Here is a 15,882-nt window from a genome sequence, read left to right as displayed (position 1 = left end):
GCCGGTGGTCGGTCCGGAGTAGGCGACGAGGGTCATCCCGAACGCGGACTGGAAGTAGTGGGCGGTCTGGGTGGCGTTGCCGACCACCCAGACGACGGCGTCCCAGCCGCTGACCGGGAACGGGTCGCGGGTGCCGTCGTATTCGACGAGCCCGACCAGCTGCTCGAGCTGGCTGAGGTCGAGACCTGCCAGGCGTTCCTTGTCGGTGAGAGTCTGCTCGATCGTCATGATGGTGCCTTTCCTTGCAACGGTTTTCGGGTACGGAGAAGGTGAGTGCGACTGCGCACCGGGGGAGTGGCGAATGCCTGACACAGAGGTAACCGGCCGCCGGCCCGGTCGTCAACCGAGACCCGCACATCTAGCCGCATCGACGGATGAGAGCAGCCCCGCCCCCGCTTTCCTATACAATCTGAATACTTCAATGGGGCAATAGAAATGGACTGCGATGGTTGCGCGGAGTGAGATCGGCGTCGGAGTGCTCGCACGCGCGGTGGCGATCCTCGACGTCGTGGAGGCGAGCCCGATGGGTGCGAGCGACCTCGCCCGCGAATTGGACCTGTCCTTGTCGACCACGTACCGGCTGGCCACGGACATGGTCAAGCACGGCCTCCTCCGGAAGGATCAGGAAGGCCGTTTCTACCTCGGTCAGCGTTTCGTCACGACGGCGCTGAGCGACCTCGCCATCCCAGCGCTGCGCGAATTGGCGGAGATGACAGGCGAATCCGCACAGCTATGGGTGCGGCGGGGCGAATCGCGGCTGTGCGCGGCCAGCGTCGACTCGCAGCACGAATTGCGGGTCGCGCTGCCCGTCGGAACACTGGTGCCGCTTCCTCAGGGGTCGAGTGGGCACGTGCTGTCCGGAGACTGGGAGACCGACCCCGAGGCGGTGAAATCGGGTTGGTGGGTGTCGGTTTCGGAACGGACGCCGGGATCCGCCTCCATCAGCGCACCCGTTCGCAGGCACGGCGAGATCGTGGCCGCCGTGTGCGTGTCCGGTCCGGAGGGGCGCATGGGGGAGGATCTGGGCGCCCGGATGGGCCACGCAGTCGTCGCTGCTGCGCGGCAGATCGAGAAGTCGGTGCCGGGCGACTGACTCGTTCAGGCGATGTCGAACGTGGTGACGTCGGCCGACCGATGTTGCTGCGCCAGTTGACGGTAGACCGCGGCGTTGGCGGCGTTGTGGGCCACCTCGTCGTCGGTCAGTTCCCGGCGGACCTTCGCGGGCACACCGGCGACGAGTGAGCACGGCGGAATCTGCGAGCCTTCGAGCACCAGTGCGCCGGCCGCGATCAGCGACTTCTCGCCGATCACCGCGCCGTTGAGAACGGTGGCCCCCATACCCACGAGTGCGCCGTCCCCCACGGTGCAGCCGTGCAGCACGGCGTTGTGCCCCACACTGACGTCCCGGCCGACGACGACGGGAAACCCCGGGTCGACGTGAACGGCCACTCCGTCCTGGATGTTGCTGCCCTCGCCGAGGGTGATGGAATCGCAATCGGCCCGCAGCACCGCGCCGTACCAGACGCTGGTCTCCGCGCCGAGGGTCGCGGCGCCGATCACCGCCGCGGTCGGCGCGACCCACGCGGTCTTCTCCGCGCGCGGCGACCGTCCGTTGATCGCAACGACGTGTGGTTCTCTCACCGTGTTCTCCTCCTGTCGAGCAGCGGATTCGCGCTGCATCTCGCAGCGTTCCGTCGTCCATTGTCGTGTGGCGCGGACTCCGGGCATTGCCAATTGTGACTGCTACCACTACCGTCATTCTTATCAGACGGGAATCTAACTGCCAAATAATGAGAATCAGCAGGTAGGACCCCAGTCGCCATCCGGTACAGATCGACGAGGGAGAACTCTCACATGCAGGTCCCAGAGAACGGCCCACTGCACGGCATCCGTGTGCTGGAACTCGGCAACTTCATCGCGGCCCCCATGGCGAGCCGCATCTTCGCCGACTTCGGCGCCGAGGTCGTCAAGATTGAACGGCCGGGCGTCGGCGACGAACTGCGGGGCTGGCGCCGCCGTCGCGGCGCGACGTCGATGATGTTCCGCACCATCGCCCGCAACAAGCGGTCCGTCACGCTCGACCTCCGGACGGACGAGGGTCGCGCGATCATCCTCGACCTCGCCGCCAAGTCGGACGTCGTCATCGAGAACTTCCGGCCGGGAACGCTCGAGCGGTGGGGCATCGGTCCCGACCAGCTGACGGCCGCCAACCCCGACATCGTCCTCGTGCGGATCTCCGGCTACGGACAGACCGGCCCGTACCGGGAGCGCACCGGATTCGGCGGTGTCGCCGAGGCCTTCGGCGGGCTGCGGCACGTCACCGGCTACCCGGACCGCCCATCCGTCCGGGCGGCCGCCCCCATCGCCGACACCCTCGCCGGGCTGCACGGCGCGATCGGCGCCCTGATGATGTTGCTGGCCAAGGCGAGACAGGGCGATCACTCGACCCCGCGGGTGGCGGACGTGGCCCTGTACGAATCGGTGTTCATGGCGATGGAGTCCCTCGTTCCCGATTACGACGCGTATGGCATGGTGCGCGAACGGACCGCGGGCAACCTGCCCGGCGTGGTGCCGAGCGGTGTCTATCCGTGCGACGGCGGCTCCGTGATGATCGCCGGTAACTCGAGCRGCGTGTTCGGCCGGCTGATGCAGGCCGTGGGACGGGGCGATCTCGCCGACGATCCCGAACTGGCCGACGGGGATCAGCGATTCCGGCGTGAAGCCGAACTCGACGACGCGATCTCCTCGTGGACGTCGCAGCGGCGTCCCCGTGACGTCGTCGCCGAACTCGGCGCCGCAGGCGTGCCGGTGGGCGAGGTGTACGACGCGGTCCAGATTGCGGACGACGAGCACTACAACGCCCGCGGCATGCTGCAGAGCCTGAAGGTGTCCGTCGACGGGGAACCCGAAGAGGTGCGCTTTCCCGGAGTCGTCCCGCAGCTCGACGGCGAACCCACCCAGATCCGCTGGGCCGGCCCCGAGCTGGGTGAGCACACCGACGAGATCCTCGGCGGATTGCTGAACCTGTCGGGCGATCAGCTCGACGACTACCGCGCCCGCGACATCGTCTGAATCGGAGAAGTGAAATGACAGTCACCATAACGGATGTCGTACTGCGGGACGGACTGCAGGACGAGGACGCGGTCGTCTCCACCGACCGCAAGATCGCCGTCGCGGACGCACTCGTCGCCGCAGGCGTGAAGCACATCGAGGCGGCATCGTTCGTTTCGCCCACACGCGTCCCGCAGATGGCGGACGCCGACGACCTCATCGCCCGGCTGCCCCGCACCGATCCGTCGGTCACCTACAGCGCACTCGCACTCAACCCGCGTGGGGTGCACCGTGCCGCCGCGACCGGCATCGACGAGATCCAGGTCGTGACGTCCGCCAGCGCCGGGCACAGCACTGCGAACACGGGCCGGAATCCGGACGAGGCGCTGACCGGACTCGCCGAGGCATTGCAGAAGTACCCGGACCGGAGTTTCCTCGGAGGTGTGTCGACCGCGTTCGTCTGCCCGTTCGAGGGCATCATCGCCCCCGCCGCGCTGGTGCGGGTGGCGCGCGCGATGGCCGCGATGGGTGTACGCAGGCTCGGGCTGGCCGACACCCTGGGAACGGCCACCACCGAGCAGGTGCTCGCATCGGTCGGGGCGGTGCGCGACGCCCTCCCCGACATCGAACTGAGCCTGCACCTCCACAACGCGCACGGGCAGGCCCTCGGCACCGTGATCGCCGCGCACCGGCACCTCGGCATCACGCACTTCGACAGCGCCATCGGAGGGTACGGCGGCTGCCCGTTCGCCCCGGGCGCCCACGGCAATCTCGCCACCGAGGAACTGGTAGCGCACCTCCACGCGCACGACATCGACACGGGGATCGATCAGCAGGCCCTCGGCCTCGCCGTCGGCACCGTGAAACTTGCTCTGGCACAAGCTCGGCCCCTCTCCGCAGTGTGAACTGCGCACTCACCCCGAAAGGCCGACCATGGTCTACGCAATCTCCATCGTCGCTCTGATCGCGATCTTCACCGTGGCGACACTCACCCCGATCAACATGGGCATCCTCGCGTTCGCCGGAGCATTCGTCATCGGCGGCTGGGTGTCCGGGATCCCAGTCGAGGACATCATCGACGCCTTCCCCGGCAGCACGTTCATCATCGTCGGCGGCATCACGCTGCTGTTCGCCATCGCGAAGACGAACGGGACCATCGACCTCGTCATCGAGGCCTCGCTGCGCCTCGTGCGCGGCAGGCGGTGGGCGATCCTGTGGATGATGTTCCTGCTGTCCGGGCTGCTGATGGCACTCGGGTCCGTGCTCGCGGTCGGGATGCTCGCCCCCATCGCGATGCCCCTCGCGGCGAAGAACAAGATCAATCCGTTCCTCATGGGCATGGTGATCAGCCACGGCGCCCTGGCCTGCGCGTTCTCGCCCATCAACCTCTACGGCGCGTTCATCAACGGACTGATGGACTCCACCGGCGTGGGGGCGAACCCGCTGGTCCTGTTCGCCCTGCCGTTCGTCCTCAACCTGGCCATCGCGATCGTGCTGTTCCTGATCTACGGCCTCGACCTGATCGGGCGCCGCACCCCGCGCCCGGTCGGGGAGACCTCCGACGGCGGCGGATTCGGCGGTTCCTCGCGCCGGTCGTCCGGTGGTGGCGCCCCCGCCGGCGGTCCGGGCGGGAACACCGCGACGCTCACCGATCGCGAGGTCATCGAGGAAGCGCTGAGTCACGAGGGCATGAAGCCGGTGAAGATGGACAGGTACCGGTTCGCGACGCTCGCGGGCATCGGGTTCCTCGTCGTCGGGTCGGTCGCGTTCGGAATCGACGTAGGCGTCAGCGCGATCTGCATCAGCGCGGTCCTGCTGTTGATGGCGCCCAAGTCGCACCCCAAGGTCGTCGACAACGTGGCATGGCCCGCCGTGGTGCTCGTGTGCGGGATGCTCACCTACATGGCGGTCATGACGCAGAACGGCACGCTCGACTTCCTCGGTGACGCGGCGTCGGCTCTCGGTTCGCCGTTGCTGACCGCGTTGATCCTCTGCTACGCGGTCGCGATCATCTCCGCGTTCGGATCGTCGATCGGCACGCTCGGCATCGCACTGCCCCTCGCCGCGCCGATGCTCGCGATGGGGGAGGTGGGCGCCGTGGGATTCGTCGCCGCCCTGGCGTTCTCCGCGACAGTGGTCGACGTCAGCCCGTTCTCGACGAACGGCGTGATGGTGCTCGCCAACGCACAGGTCGAGGACAAGGCGCGGTTCCAGCGCAAGATGCTCGCCTATTGCGGCCTGATCGTGCTGTCGGCCCCGATGTTCGTCTGGGCGCTGGTCGTCGTGCCGACGTCCGTGTAGCTCTTCCGGGCAGTGCCGGTCGCCGTCTTCGGGGCGGTGACCGGCACTTCTCACGGTACGAGGCCGCCCGGTGTGAACTTTACGTACTTTAATCTTCATGTAATGGACTGTTGTCCAATAGTTTTCGATTCAACTGGGCGAAAAGTGCTGCCACAGTGACACATGCCACAGGATCGCGTCCGTTTCGGGCGTTTCGTCGGTCTCCGCCCGTAGGGTGTCGACATGTCGTCGATCCTCGAGAACGAGAAAGCACCCCCATCCGGTGCCCCCGCCCCCGGACCGACCCGCGGCGAAAGGTGGCGAAATAACGCGCGATACGACCTACCCGCGTCGCTCGTCGTCTTCCTCGTCGCCCTGCCCCTGTCGCTCGGCATCGCCATCGCGTCCGACGCCCCGATCATGGCGGGTCTCATCGCCGCGATCGTCGGCGGTGTGGTGGCGGGTTCCGTCGGTGGCTCACCGCTCCAGGTCAGTGGTCCCGCCGCCGGATTGACCGTGGTGGTAGCAGAATTGGTCGCCACCTTCGGCTGGAAGGCGACCTGTGCGATCACCGTCGCCGCCGGATTCCTTCAAATCATCTTCGGGCTCAGTAGAATTGCCCGTGCCGCCCTGGCCATCGCGCCGGTCGTCGTCCACGCCATGCTGGCCGGCATCGGAATCACGATCGCCCTCCAGCAGATTCACGTCCTCCTCGGCGGCAGCTCGCACAGCTCGACCGTCGAGAACATCACCCAGCTGCCCGGACAGCTGACGTCCGCCCGGTACGGCGACGTCCTCGTGGGAGCGGTGGTCATCGCCGTCCTGCTGTTCTGGAAGAAGATTCCCGGCAAGCTGAAGGTGCTCCCGGGGCCGCTGGTCGCCGTCGTCGCCGCCACCGTTCTGTCCCTGGTTCTCCCGTTCGACCTCGATCGAATCACGTTGGACGGCTCCCTTTTCGACGCCGTGGCGCTGCCCTCGATGCCGGAAGGTCCGTGGCTCGCCGTGGCCACCGGTGTGCTGACGGTCGCGCTGATCGCCAGCGTCGAGAGCCTGCTCTCCGCGGTGGCCGTCGACAAGATGCACGGCGGGACCCGGTCGGAGTTCAATCGGGAACTCGTCGGGCAAGGCTCGGCCAACATGATCTCGGGTCTCATCGGCGGCCTGCCGGTCACCGGTGTCATCGTGCGCAGCTCCACCAACGTCGCAGCCGGGGCGAAGACCCGGGCGTCCGCCGTCCTGCACGGCGTCTGGATCCTCGTCTTCGCCGCACTGCTCACCGCGCTGGTCGAGCAGATCCCGATGGCCGCGCTCGCCGGACTGCTCATCGTGATCGGCATCCAGCTCGTCAAGATGGCGCATCTGCGTACCGCGCGACGCACCGGCGACCTGTGGGTGTACGGCGTGACCGTGGCCGGTGTGGTCTTCCTGAACCTGCTCGAGGGTGTGATCATCGGTCTCGCACTCGCGGTGGTCCTGCTGCTGTGGCGGGTCATCCACCCCAGGATGCGCGCCGAACCCATCGGATCCGAGGACTCCGGGCGGTGGCGCGTGACCGTCGAGGGGTCGTGCAGCTTCCTGTCCATGCCCGCACTGACCGGGCTACTCGCGAAGGTTCCCGCGGGCGCACACGTCACCGTGGAACTGGCGGTCGACTTCCTGGACCACGCCATGTTCGAAGCGATCGACGACTGGAAGCGGCACTACGAGAACAACGGCGGAACCGTCCTGATCGACGCGCTCGGTCCCGTCGACATGGACGCCGTGGGTGCGTCGCCGCCCCGGCGCGGCGTCGGCGTGGCGAGCCCCCGCGGGTTCGCCCCGTGGAAGAGCTGGCAGCCGCGGCACCACGACACCGCGGAGACCACCACACCGGCGGCGCTGCGACCCGTCCTCGCCGGAGTGTCGGAGTACCACCGGCGGAACGCGGCGCAACTGCAGCCGCACCTCGACGACCTGCGGGACGGGCAGCGCCCCGACTCGCTGTTCCTCACCTGCTCCGATTCACGCATCGTGCCGAACGTGATCACCAGCAGCGGTCCCGGCGACCTGTTCACGGTGCGCAACGTGGGCAACCTCGTCCCGACCGGGAAGCAGGACGTGTCCGTCGAAGCGGGCCTGGCCTTCGCGCTCGACGAACTCGAGGTCAGCTCGGTGATCGTGTGCGGCCACTCCGGCTGCGGCGCGATGAAGGCCGTCCTGGCAGAGGCGCAGGCAGACACGGACGGATCCGAGGGGGCCGTCGAGCAGTGGCTGACGTTCGCGCAGCCGAGCCGCAAGGCGTTCCTCGGCGGTCACCCGGTGGCGCGTGCAGCGGCAGAACTGGGATTCGACGAAGTCGACCAGCTGGGCATGGTGAACGTGGCGGTCCAGGTGCAAACCCTCGGGCGCCATCCCCTCGTCGGTGCGGCAGCGGCCGAGGGCCGAGTACGCGTCGCGGGAATGTTCTTCGACATTCCGTCCGCGCGCGTACTCGAGATCACCTCGACCGGTGTGTCCTACCTGGACCACGTGCCGACATGATTCAGAGGAGATGGACCCTCTTGTAGAGGCGCTTCGACGGGCCGCCGACGAGGCCGACGCCATCGAGGAACTGCATCAACTTGGAACCGGACGTCCGGACGGTGTCCTTGTAGTGCTGGTTGCTCCTGGCCTCGGCGGCGGCCCGCTTCGGGTCGAGGCCGGCGTTCTCGTAGACCTCCTTGCGGATCATGCTCTTCATCACGAAGTACACGACCGCGGCGGTGTTGAGCCGCTCGATCTGGAGGCGGGCCCAGCTGGCGCCCTGGATGCGTCGTCCGACCTCCTCGCGGGCGAAGCGGATGTGGCGGGCCTCTTCGAGGACGTGGATCTTGCTCACCGTGCGGGTGACGGGCTGCACGCGCTCGTCCTTCATGAAGTCGCGCTGCATCATGTCGAGGATCTCCTCGGCGGCCATCACGCTGGCATACGCGTTGGCGCCCCGGAAGAAGCCGCCCCAGATACGCCCGAGCTTGTGGATCACCGGATGGGGGCCGTAGCTCGGCATGTTCAGGCGTTCGCCCGCGCGGGCGAACATCACCGAGTGGCGGCACTCGTCCGCGACCTCGGTGAGGGCGAACTGGACGTGCCGCGAGTGCTTGTCGCGGCCGTACACGTCGCGCAGGAGCATCTGCATGAGAAGGATCTCGAACCACAGTCCGACGCTGGAGACGCTGGCGGCCTCGTGCTTGGTGAGTTCGATCTTCTGCTCGTCGGTCATCTCGTCCCAGAGGGCCGTGCCGTAGAGCGTGCTCCACTCGGGGGTGAGACCGAACTTGTCTTCGGGGATCGGTGCTTCCCAGTCGACCTCGACCATCGGGTCGTAGGACTTGCGTGCCGACGACGCCAGCAAGCGCTGGGCGGTCTCTTCGCGGTCGGAGACGACGATCGATGCGGTCATCACTACCCCTTGATCTGTGACTAGTTGATCTGTGATTTGGGCGGTCAACTAACTGTGACATTCAGTTACTGATACTGAACGATACAGCGATGGCGGTCACAAGGGCAATGTCCGCTCAGTCGATCTCGGCCAGTTCCTGCGGCGATTCAGCCCTCGGTGCGGGCCCCTTCCGCCCGGGCGCCCACACCGCGAGCAGCAGTGATGCGCCGAACAGCACGCAGGCCAGAACGATGGACGCCTCGTCGAAACCCTTCAGGAACGAATCCCGGGCGAACGTCGCCAGTTGCTCACCCTGCGGGCCGGCGACGTCGGCGACCTGCAGTGCCGCCGCCAGCGAACTCGACACCGGCTCCTTCGCGGCCTCCGGAACGACGTCGACCGCGGGCTGCACATGTCTGCCGTAACCCGCGGCCAGGACGCTGCCCGCGAGCGCGACCCCGATGGCCGAACCGATCTCGCGCGCCGCGTCGTTGACGGCCGATGCGACACCCTGCTTCTCGTCGGGAGTGTTCTGCACGATGGCCGCCGTCGCGGGCGCCGTGCACAGTCCTATCCCGAAAGCGGCCACGATGAGCGGGGCGCACACCTCCGCGTAACTCGAATGCGCGTCGAGCCGCACCAGCAGGAGAATGCCCAGGCCGAGCAGCGCGGAGCCGGACGCGAGTAGCGGCCGCAGCCCGACGTGCGGGACGAGCATCGGCATGACTGCGGACATCGCCACCACCGGCACGGCGAGGGGAGCGAGCGCGAGCGCCGACTGCAGAGGCGAGTAGTCCAGCACCAGTTGCAGGTACTGGACGAGCAGGAAGAACAGGCCGAGTGAGGCGAGGAACTGGAGCAGGAGCGACATCGAGCCCGAGCCGAACGCGCGGTTGGCGAACAGCCGGACGTCGAGCAGGGGGTGTTTTCTGCGGAGTTCCACGAGGGTGAACGCGGCCGCGGCGGCGAGTCCGCCGACGAGCAGTCCGAGCACGACGGGATCCAGCCAGCCGCGTTGCGGCGCCTCGATGGTTCCCAGGACGAACAGGCCGACCGCGGCGGCGATCAGGCCGGTGCCGGGCAGGTCCAGCGGTGGGCGCTGCGACTCCCGGGACGACGAGATGGTGAAGCCCGTGACGAAGATCAGCGCGGACACCACGGTGAGGCCGATGAAGATGGCGTGCCACGACCACTTCTCGAGCAGGAATCCGGAGACCAGCAGGCCGGCGATCGCGCCGGAACCGGCGACACCCGACCAGATGCCCACAGCCCGGCCCCGGTGTGCCGGCGGAAAACCCGACGTGAGCAGCGACAGTGTGGCGGGCATGACGAGGGCGGCGCCGACGCCCGCCATCGCCCGGGAGCCGATGATCCACTCGGGTGCGTCGTTGACGAGGGGGATCGCGGTGGACGCGCCGAAGATCAACAGTCCGACCATGAGCAGCCCACGCCTGCCGTACCGGTCGCCGAGCGCGCCCGCCGGAAGCAGCAGGGCGGCCAGGGTCAGGGTGTAGCCGTCGACGATCCACGTCAGCTGACTCTGCGTCGCACCCGTGTCGCGGGCGAGGTCGGGGAGCGCGGTGTTGAGGGCCGCCATCGCCGCGACGACGAGGGCGACGGCGCAGCACGAGACCGTGAGCATCCATATCTGCCGCAGGGTCCAGCCGGCGTTCTCCGGTTGTTCCTGCTGTTCCTGCGATGCCTCGTTCCGAGCGTGCACGACACTCCTCCCGATAGAAATAAGACTGTCAGTATCGTTGGTAGACTGACAGTTCACAAGAGGTCGGGCAGTGGCAGGAACGGGCGGTGCAGATGACCGAGCAGGATCCCCGCAGGCAGCGCTCGCGTGCGCGACTTCTCGACGCCGCGACAACTCTCCTCGCGAAGGGCGGCACGGACGCCGTCACCATCGACGCCGTCACCACGCTGGCGAAGGTGGCTCGTGCCACGCTCTACCGGCATTTCGACAACGGCACCGAATTGGTGGCCGCGGCGTTCGGGCGGCTGATTCCGCCGGCCCCGACGGTGCCCGCCGAAGGCGACCTCCGCGACCGGCTGGTCGAGTTGATGGTCAGTCAGGCGAAACTCATCGAGAGTGCCCCCATGAACGTGACGGCGATGTGCTGGCTGGGCATGGGCCCCGCGCTGGACGACTACTCGAGCGCGGACGCCGCCCAGTCGGACAAACCGGAACTGCGGACGCTCCGGCAGACGATCGTCGCGCAGTACCGGGCGGCGTTCGACCAGGTCTTCGGCACACCCGAGGCGGCGGAACGCCTCGGAAAATTCGACTACGACCTCGCCCTCGCCCAGCTTCTCGGACCGCTCGTCTTCACCCGGCTCGCCACCCTCACCCCGCTCGGACGCACCGCGTGTGAGCAGATCGTCGACGACTTCCTCGCGGCACGCGCCGCGCAGGTCGAAGCCGGTGCCCGGCCGCCGGCGCTGCACGAGATACCGCCTGCTCAGGCATTATGACGTCGACAGCTCAGGCTGTCGTCATTACCGTGGCAGTGCGCGCGGCACCCGACGCCGCGCCTGTCTGATGAATGGTGTGGGAAGGTTTTTCGATGATCACTGATGCACTCAACTGGCTCCTCGGTGCGTGGGGCGGCGTCGCCGCCGGCAGCAGCGGATACTCCATCCCGCCCGGAACCCTTCCCTTCGGAAGCTGACGCTCGTCAGGCGTCCCGGTTCCGRCGCAGCACGAACTGCTCGAGCCTGCGTATCCCTCGAACGCGTCGTGGGCGTAGCTGTTTGAGGTAGTAATCGGGAGCGCCGTCGAGTTCGTGGGCGAGTTCCTCGTCGATCAGCACCGTGCCGGGACGCGCCGAACCGGTGAGTCGCGCCGCGGTGTTGACGACGGAACCGTAGAGGTCGCCGAACCGGACGAGAACCGGACCCATCGCCAGACCGACCCGCAGTTCGGGGTCCGTCTCGTCCGGCAGGACCCGCTCCTGGAGTTGCAGGGCGATTTCCGCCGCATCGGCCGGCGATTCGACGGCGAACATCACCTCGTCGCCGACCGTTTTCACCACCCACCCCTGATGCCCGCCGATCACCGTCGTCGAGGCCGACTCGAAGCGTTCCAGCAGGTCCGCGAGATCCCGGGCACCGAGCTGACGCGTCAGGGACGTATATCCGACGATGTCCGCGAATCCGACCACCAGGGTCCGGCTCGCGACCTCCTCACCGGGATTGCCCACGTTGCGGCCCGTGGTCGAGGCGACGTGCCTGCGCCACACGTACGCCTGCAGCGACTCGACCGCCGGAAGGATCTCGGCGGTGAGTCCCCGCACCTGCTCCCGGATCGCCTGCTCGTCGCTGCCCGCCGAGCCCGCGAGTTGATCGACGATGTGCGTGCTGATCAGCGACACCTGCCATTCGGCGAGCCGCGACAACGACTGGCCCAGAGCGCGGGCCGCCGCCACTTCGCGTTCCGGTGAGATGATCCCCCGGTCGACGAGTGACGCGATGGTCCTCAGCGCGGCGGCGTCCCCCTCGGTGAACATGACGCTGTCCGGGTCGATGTCGACCGCGAACCCCATCGACACCCACAGGCGGTCCGCTCGCTCGACCGATACGCCCGCGATATCGGCGATCTCGGCCCGCGTGTACCGGCGGGGCCCACCCAGCAGCGACTCCTCGAGATCGGCCTGGACGTCGCGGAGCAGGGTCGGTGAGATCTCCGTCGGCGCTGCCGTCTCGTCGCCGTTTTCCGGTGCTTCCGAGGTCACGTCGTTCCTCTCGATATCTTCGATGCGCACGCGCTGTCGCTCGTGCGACCATCGCCCTCAATCTGCCACTGTGCGAGCCCGTCCGATGCGGAACCGTCGGTGGTGTGTGCAAGAGTTGCGGTGCTCACGAGCGTAACCAGGAGACAGACCAGAAAGGACAGCGCATGCCGCCCCGTAGACGTTCCGGCGCCGCCGCACCGGATCACCTGACCGCGGAGAATCTCGAGACCCTCGCTGCCGCGATCGCGGAAGGCAAGCGGGCCACCGTGTATCTGCGCGAGGCGATGCCCAGCCTCGGGCTCGAGGCCGGAGACTCGGCCAAAGTCATCTCCGTGCAAGGCAATACGGTCTTGATCCGCCCCAAGGGTGTCGACGACGAGCTCCCCTTCGAAGCCGAGGAGCTTCTGATGAGACGAATTCCGGCGCCCAAGCCGGCGCCCGCCGCCAAGTCCGCCCCCGCAGCGCCGGTCGTGCACCAGGAGATCGAACCGGGTCCGCCGCCCGCCCCCAAGACGCCCGCGGCGAAGACCGTCGCGGTGCCGCAACCGGCCGCCGCCGCGGTCCCGAAACCCGCCGCGGCACCGGCCAAACGCACCGCCAAGAAGGTGCCGGCCGGAGTCAGCGTCACCATCCACGCCGGCGCCGACAACGACTGGAGCGTCACCGTCGCGCACGGAGCCAAGCGTCCCGGTAAGGCCGTCCCCGTGTCACCGGACGCCGTCGAGCGTGCCGTCCGGGAACTCGGCGAGGAGACGGCGATCGAGGCCGTCGAGTCGATCATCGTGGCGGCCCGCAACCTCGCCGCCGCCCGGGTCGACGAGCTGAGCCGGCAACTCGAGGACGCCCGGAAAGCACTGGAGGCACTCGGCGCCGGCGAGTAGTACCGGAGCGGGCAACGGCCGCGGTCTCTACATCGGCATTCCCCCACGCAGGTCTTGTGCGGGGTGGGATTCTTATGGAGAGACACGCGGCCGTCGGGGCTCATCCGGGAAGGTTCGAAAAATGTTGAAACGATTCGCGGCGGTTGTTGCGGCGACAGCGGGAATTCTGGGATTCGTTGCGGCAGGGACCGCGACAGCAGCTCCGGCCGCCGTCATGGGGGGCGGTTCGGGGATCGTGGTGAACGACGAACTGGTCTGTTCACTCACCACCATCGGGCACGACAATGCGGGCAGGCTCGTCGGCCTGACGGCGGGCCACTGCGGTGAGGTCGGCTCGTACGTGGTGCCCGAGGCCAGTCAGGACAGCGGCATCATCGGGACGTTCGTCATCTCCAACCCCGCGCTCGACTACGCGGTGATCCAGTTCGATCCGGCGAAGGTCGTCCCGGTCAACCGGGTCGGCGGCGTCACCATCACCCGGATCGGCGCCCCGGCAGCGTTCCCGCAGGTGGCGTGCAAGGAAGGTCGAACCACGGGCAACACGTGCGGCATCGTCTACGGCGACCTCATGCAGACGGGGGAGACGTGGACCCAGGCCTGCGTGATCGAAGGTGACTCGGGCGCACCGATGGTCGTCGGCACCACCCTCGTCGCCATGGTCAACGCCTACCTCGCCGCCCCGTGCATCGGCCCGGAGATCGGCACCAACCTCAACTCGATCGTCGCCGACATGAACGCGAACGCCGGTCCCGGCGCCGGGTTCCGGCCCATCTAGGCCCTTCGGGCCCGTGCGCCTTTTTGGTAGCCAGGACAACCAGAAAGGCGCACGGGCGCGAAGCGCCTATCCGCAGACGGCGCCGCCCGAGGCGGAACCGACGAGCTTCGTGTACTTGGCCAGGACCCCGCGGGTATAGCGCGGGGGCAGGGGTTCCCACTCGCTCTTGCGGCCGGCGAGTTCCTTCTCGTCGACGAGCAATTCCAGCGTGCCCTTTCCGACGTCCAGGCGGATCTGGTCGCCGTCGCGGACGAACGCGATCGGACCGCCGTCGACGGCCTCCGGTGCCACGTGCCCGACGCACAGGCCGGTGGTGCCGCCGGAGAATCGGCCGTCGGTGAGCAGCAGGACGTCCTTGCCCAGGCCTGCGCCCTTGATGGCGCCGGTGATCGCGAGCATCTCGCGCATGCCGGGACCGCCCTTGGGTCCCTCGTAGCGGATGACCACGACGTCGCCGTTCGTGATCGTGCCGTCCTCCAGAGCATCCATCGCGGCCCGCTCCCGTTCGAAGACTCGGGCGGTGCCGGTGAAGACGTCGGAGTCGAACCCGGCCGACTTCACCACCGCGCCGCCCGGGGCGAGGGAACCCTTGAGGATCGTGATCCCGCCGGTCGGGTGGATGGGCGAGCTCATCGCCCGCAGCACCTTGCCGTCCGGGTCGGGCGGCGCGATGTCGGCCAGGTTCTCGGCCATCGTCCGGCCAGTGACGGTCAGGCAGTCGCCGTGCAGCATCCCGGCGTCGAGCAGGGCCTTCATGATGACGGGGACACCGCCGATGTGGTCGACGTCCTTCATCACGTGCTTGCCGAACGGTTTGACGTCCGCGAGGTGCGGGACGCGCGCGCCGACGCGGGAGAAGTCGTCGAGGGTCAGTTCGACATCCGCTTCGCTCGCGATCGCCAGCAGGTGCAGGACGGCGTTCGTGGAACCGCCGAACGCCATGACCACGGCGATGGCGTTCTCGAACGCCTCCTTGGTGAGGATGTCCCTGGCGGTGATGCCGCGGCGGAGCAGTTCGACGACGGCCTCACCGCTGCGCCTCGCGAACCCGTCGCGACGACGGTCGGTGGCGGGCGGGGAGGCGCTGCCGGGCAGCGACATGCCGAGTGCCTCGGCGGCACTGGCCATCGTGTTCGCGGTGTACATTCCGCCGCACGCGCCCTCGCCGGGGCAGATGGCGCGCTCGATGGCGTCGACGTCCTCGCGGCTCATCAGTCCGCGCGAACAGGCGCCGACCGCCTCGAACGCGTCGATGATGGTGACGTCGAGTTCGGTGCCGTCGGACAGCTTGGCGACCCCCGGCAGGATCGAACCCGCGTAGAGGAACACGCTCGACAGGTCGAGGCGGGCCGCGGCCATCAGCATGCCGGGCAGCGACTTGTCGCAACCGGCGAGCAGCACCGATCCGTCGAGGCGTTCGGCCTGCATCACCGTTTCCACGCTGTCGGCGATCACCTCACGGGACACGAGGGAGAAGTGCATGCCCTCGTGTCCCATCGAGATGCCGTCGGAGACGGAGATGGTGCCGAACTCGAGGGGATACCCGCCCGCGGCGTGGACGCCGTCCTTGACGGCCTTCGCGAGCCGGTCGAGCGACAGGTTGCAGGGGGTGATCTCGTTCCACGACGACGCCACACCGATCTGGGATTTTCCCCAGTCGTCGTCGCCCATGCCCACCGCACGGAGCATGCCGCGTGCTGCGGTCTTCTCCAGTCCGTCGGTGACGTCGCGGCTGCGGGGTTTCGGATCCGGAGTACTCAT

Annotated in this window: 13 protein-coding genes and 1 pseudogene; 8 read left to right on the top strand and 6 right to left on the bottom strand. The window is 68.0% G+C overall.

Going from position 1 to position 15,882, the window contains the following annotated elements:
- Window positions 1-228, bottom strand: a pseudogene (locus AC1DWT_RS28205) (4-hydroxyphenylpyruvate dioxygenase); the annotation flags it as partial.
- Window positions 229-445: 217 nt separating this feature from the next.
- Between AC1DWT_RS28205 and AC1DWT_RS28200 the strand changes: the two are divergent.
- Window positions 446-1,093 carry an IclR family transcriptional regulator gene (locus AC1DWT_RS28200; RefSeq protein WP_072944677.1) on the top strand — a complete coding sequence of 216 codons (648 nt, stop codon included), beginning with the start codon at window positions 446-448 and terminating at the stop codon, window positions 1,091-1,093.
- Between the two features lie 5 nt (window positions 1,094-1,098).
- Here the strand turns inward: AC1DWT_RS28200 and AC1DWT_RS28195 are convergent, their stop codons facing one another.
- A complete protein-coding gene (locus AC1DWT_RS28195) occupies window positions 1,099-1,641 on the bottom strand; it encodes a gamma carbonic anhydrase family protein (RefSeq protein WP_477923194.1) in 543 nt (180 codons plus the stop codon).
- Between the two features lie 213 nt (window positions 1,642-1,854).
- On the opposite strand from AC1DWT_RS28195, the gene AC1DWT_RS28190 reads away from it, so the two are divergent.
- The 4 genes from AC1DWT_RS28190 to AC1DWT_RS28175 all read left to right on the top strand — a co-directional run bounded on the left by AC1DWT_RS28190 (window position 1,855) and on the right by AC1DWT_RS28175 (window position 7,851).
- Entirely contained in the window at window positions 1,855-3,072 is a 1,218-nt protein-coding gene (locus tag AC1DWT_RS28190) for a CaiB/BaiF CoA transferase family protein (RefSeq protein ID WP_477923192.1), read from the top strand.
- 14 nt (window positions 3,073-3,086) lie between these two features.
- Entirely contained in the window at window positions 3,087-3,956 is an 870-nt protein-coding gene (locus AC1DWT_RS28185) for a hydroxymethylglutaryl-CoA lyase (protein ID WP_477923190.1), read from the top strand.
- Between the two features lie 28 nt (window positions 3,957-3,984).
- Complete coding sequence (locus AC1DWT_RS28180; protein ID WP_072944669.1) at window positions 3,985-5,352, top strand: SLC13 family permease; 1,368 nt, start codon at window positions 3,985-3,987, stop codon at window positions 5,350-5,352.
- A 222-nt stretch (window positions 5,353-5,574) separates the two neighbouring features.
- Window positions 5,575-7,851 (top strand): SulP family inorganic anion transporter, encoded by a 2,277-nt coding sequence (locus AC1DWT_RS28175; protein WP_477923187.1) that lies wholly within the window; start codon window positions 5,575-5,577, stop codon window positions 7,849-7,851.
- 1 nt (window position 7,852) lies between these two features.
- On the opposite strand, the gene AC1DWT_RS28170 is transcribed toward AC1DWT_RS28175, so the two are convergent.
- Complete coding sequence (locus AC1DWT_RS28170) at window positions 7,853-8,749, bottom strand: AurF N-oxygenase family protein (protein WP_072944665.1); 897 nt, start codon at window positions 8,747-8,749, stop codon at window positions 7,853-7,855.
- A 115-nt stretch (window positions 8,750-8,864) separates the two neighbouring features.
- The gene (locus AC1DWT_RS28165) at window positions 8,865-10,370 is read right to left on the bottom strand and encodes an MFS transporter (RefSeq protein WP_477923197.1); all 1,506 of its coding nucleotides are present in this window, start codon (window positions 10,368-10,370) and stop codon (window positions 8,865-8,867) included.
- A gap of 164 nt (window positions 10,371-10,534) precedes the next feature.
- Here AC1DWT_RS28165 and AC1DWT_RS28160 point away from each other — a divergent pair, with 164 nt between their 5' ends.
- Window positions 10,535-11,206, top strand: a complete 672-nt coding sequence (locus AC1DWT_RS28160; protein ID WP_083395614.1) for a TetR/AcrR family transcriptional regulator — start codon at window positions 10,535-10,537, stop codon at window positions 11,204-11,206.
- Window positions 11,207-11,409: 203 nt separating this feature from the next.
- Here the strand turns inward: AC1DWT_RS28160 and AC1DWT_RS28155 are convergent, their stop codons facing one another.
- Window positions 11,410-12,465: an adenylate/guanylate cyclase domain-containing protein gene (locus AC1DWT_RS28155; RefSeq protein WP_179377647.1), complete on the bottom strand. Its 1,056-nt coding sequence runs from the start codon at window positions 12,463-12,465 to the stop codon at window positions 11,410-11,412.
- Between the two features lie 164 nt (window positions 12,466-12,629).
- Here AC1DWT_RS28155 and AC1DWT_RS28150 point away from each other — a divergent pair, with 164 nt between their 5' ends.
- Both AC1DWT_RS28150 and AC1DWT_RS28145 read left to right on the top strand, forming a co-directional pair.
- Window positions 12,630-13,346, top strand: coding sequence for a DUF6319 family protein (locus AC1DWT_RS28150; RefSeq protein WP_387490686.1), 717 nt, complete (start codon window positions 12,630-12,632; stop codon window positions 13,344-13,346).
- A gap of 121 nt (window positions 13,347-13,467) precedes the next feature.
- Window positions 13,468-14,121, top strand: coding sequence for a S1 family peptidase (locus tag AC1DWT_RS28145; RefSeq protein ID WP_072944659.1), 654 nt, complete (start codon window positions 13,468-13,470; stop codon window positions 14,119-14,121).
- 66 nt (window positions 14,122-14,187) lie between these two features.
- Here the strand turns inward: AC1DWT_RS28145 and ilvD are convergent, their stop codons facing one another.
- Entirely contained in the window at window positions 14,188-15,882 is a 1,695-nt protein-coding gene (ilvD, locus tag AC1DWT_RS28140) for a dihydroxy-acid dehydratase (RefSeq protein ID WP_477923183.1), read from the bottom strand.

The sequence above is a fragment of the Rhodococcus sp. P4_B6 genome (genome assembly GCF_056402215.1).
The sequence above is the reverse complement of the archived record's forward strand: the minus strand, read 5'-3'. Positions and strand labels throughout refer to the sequence as shown.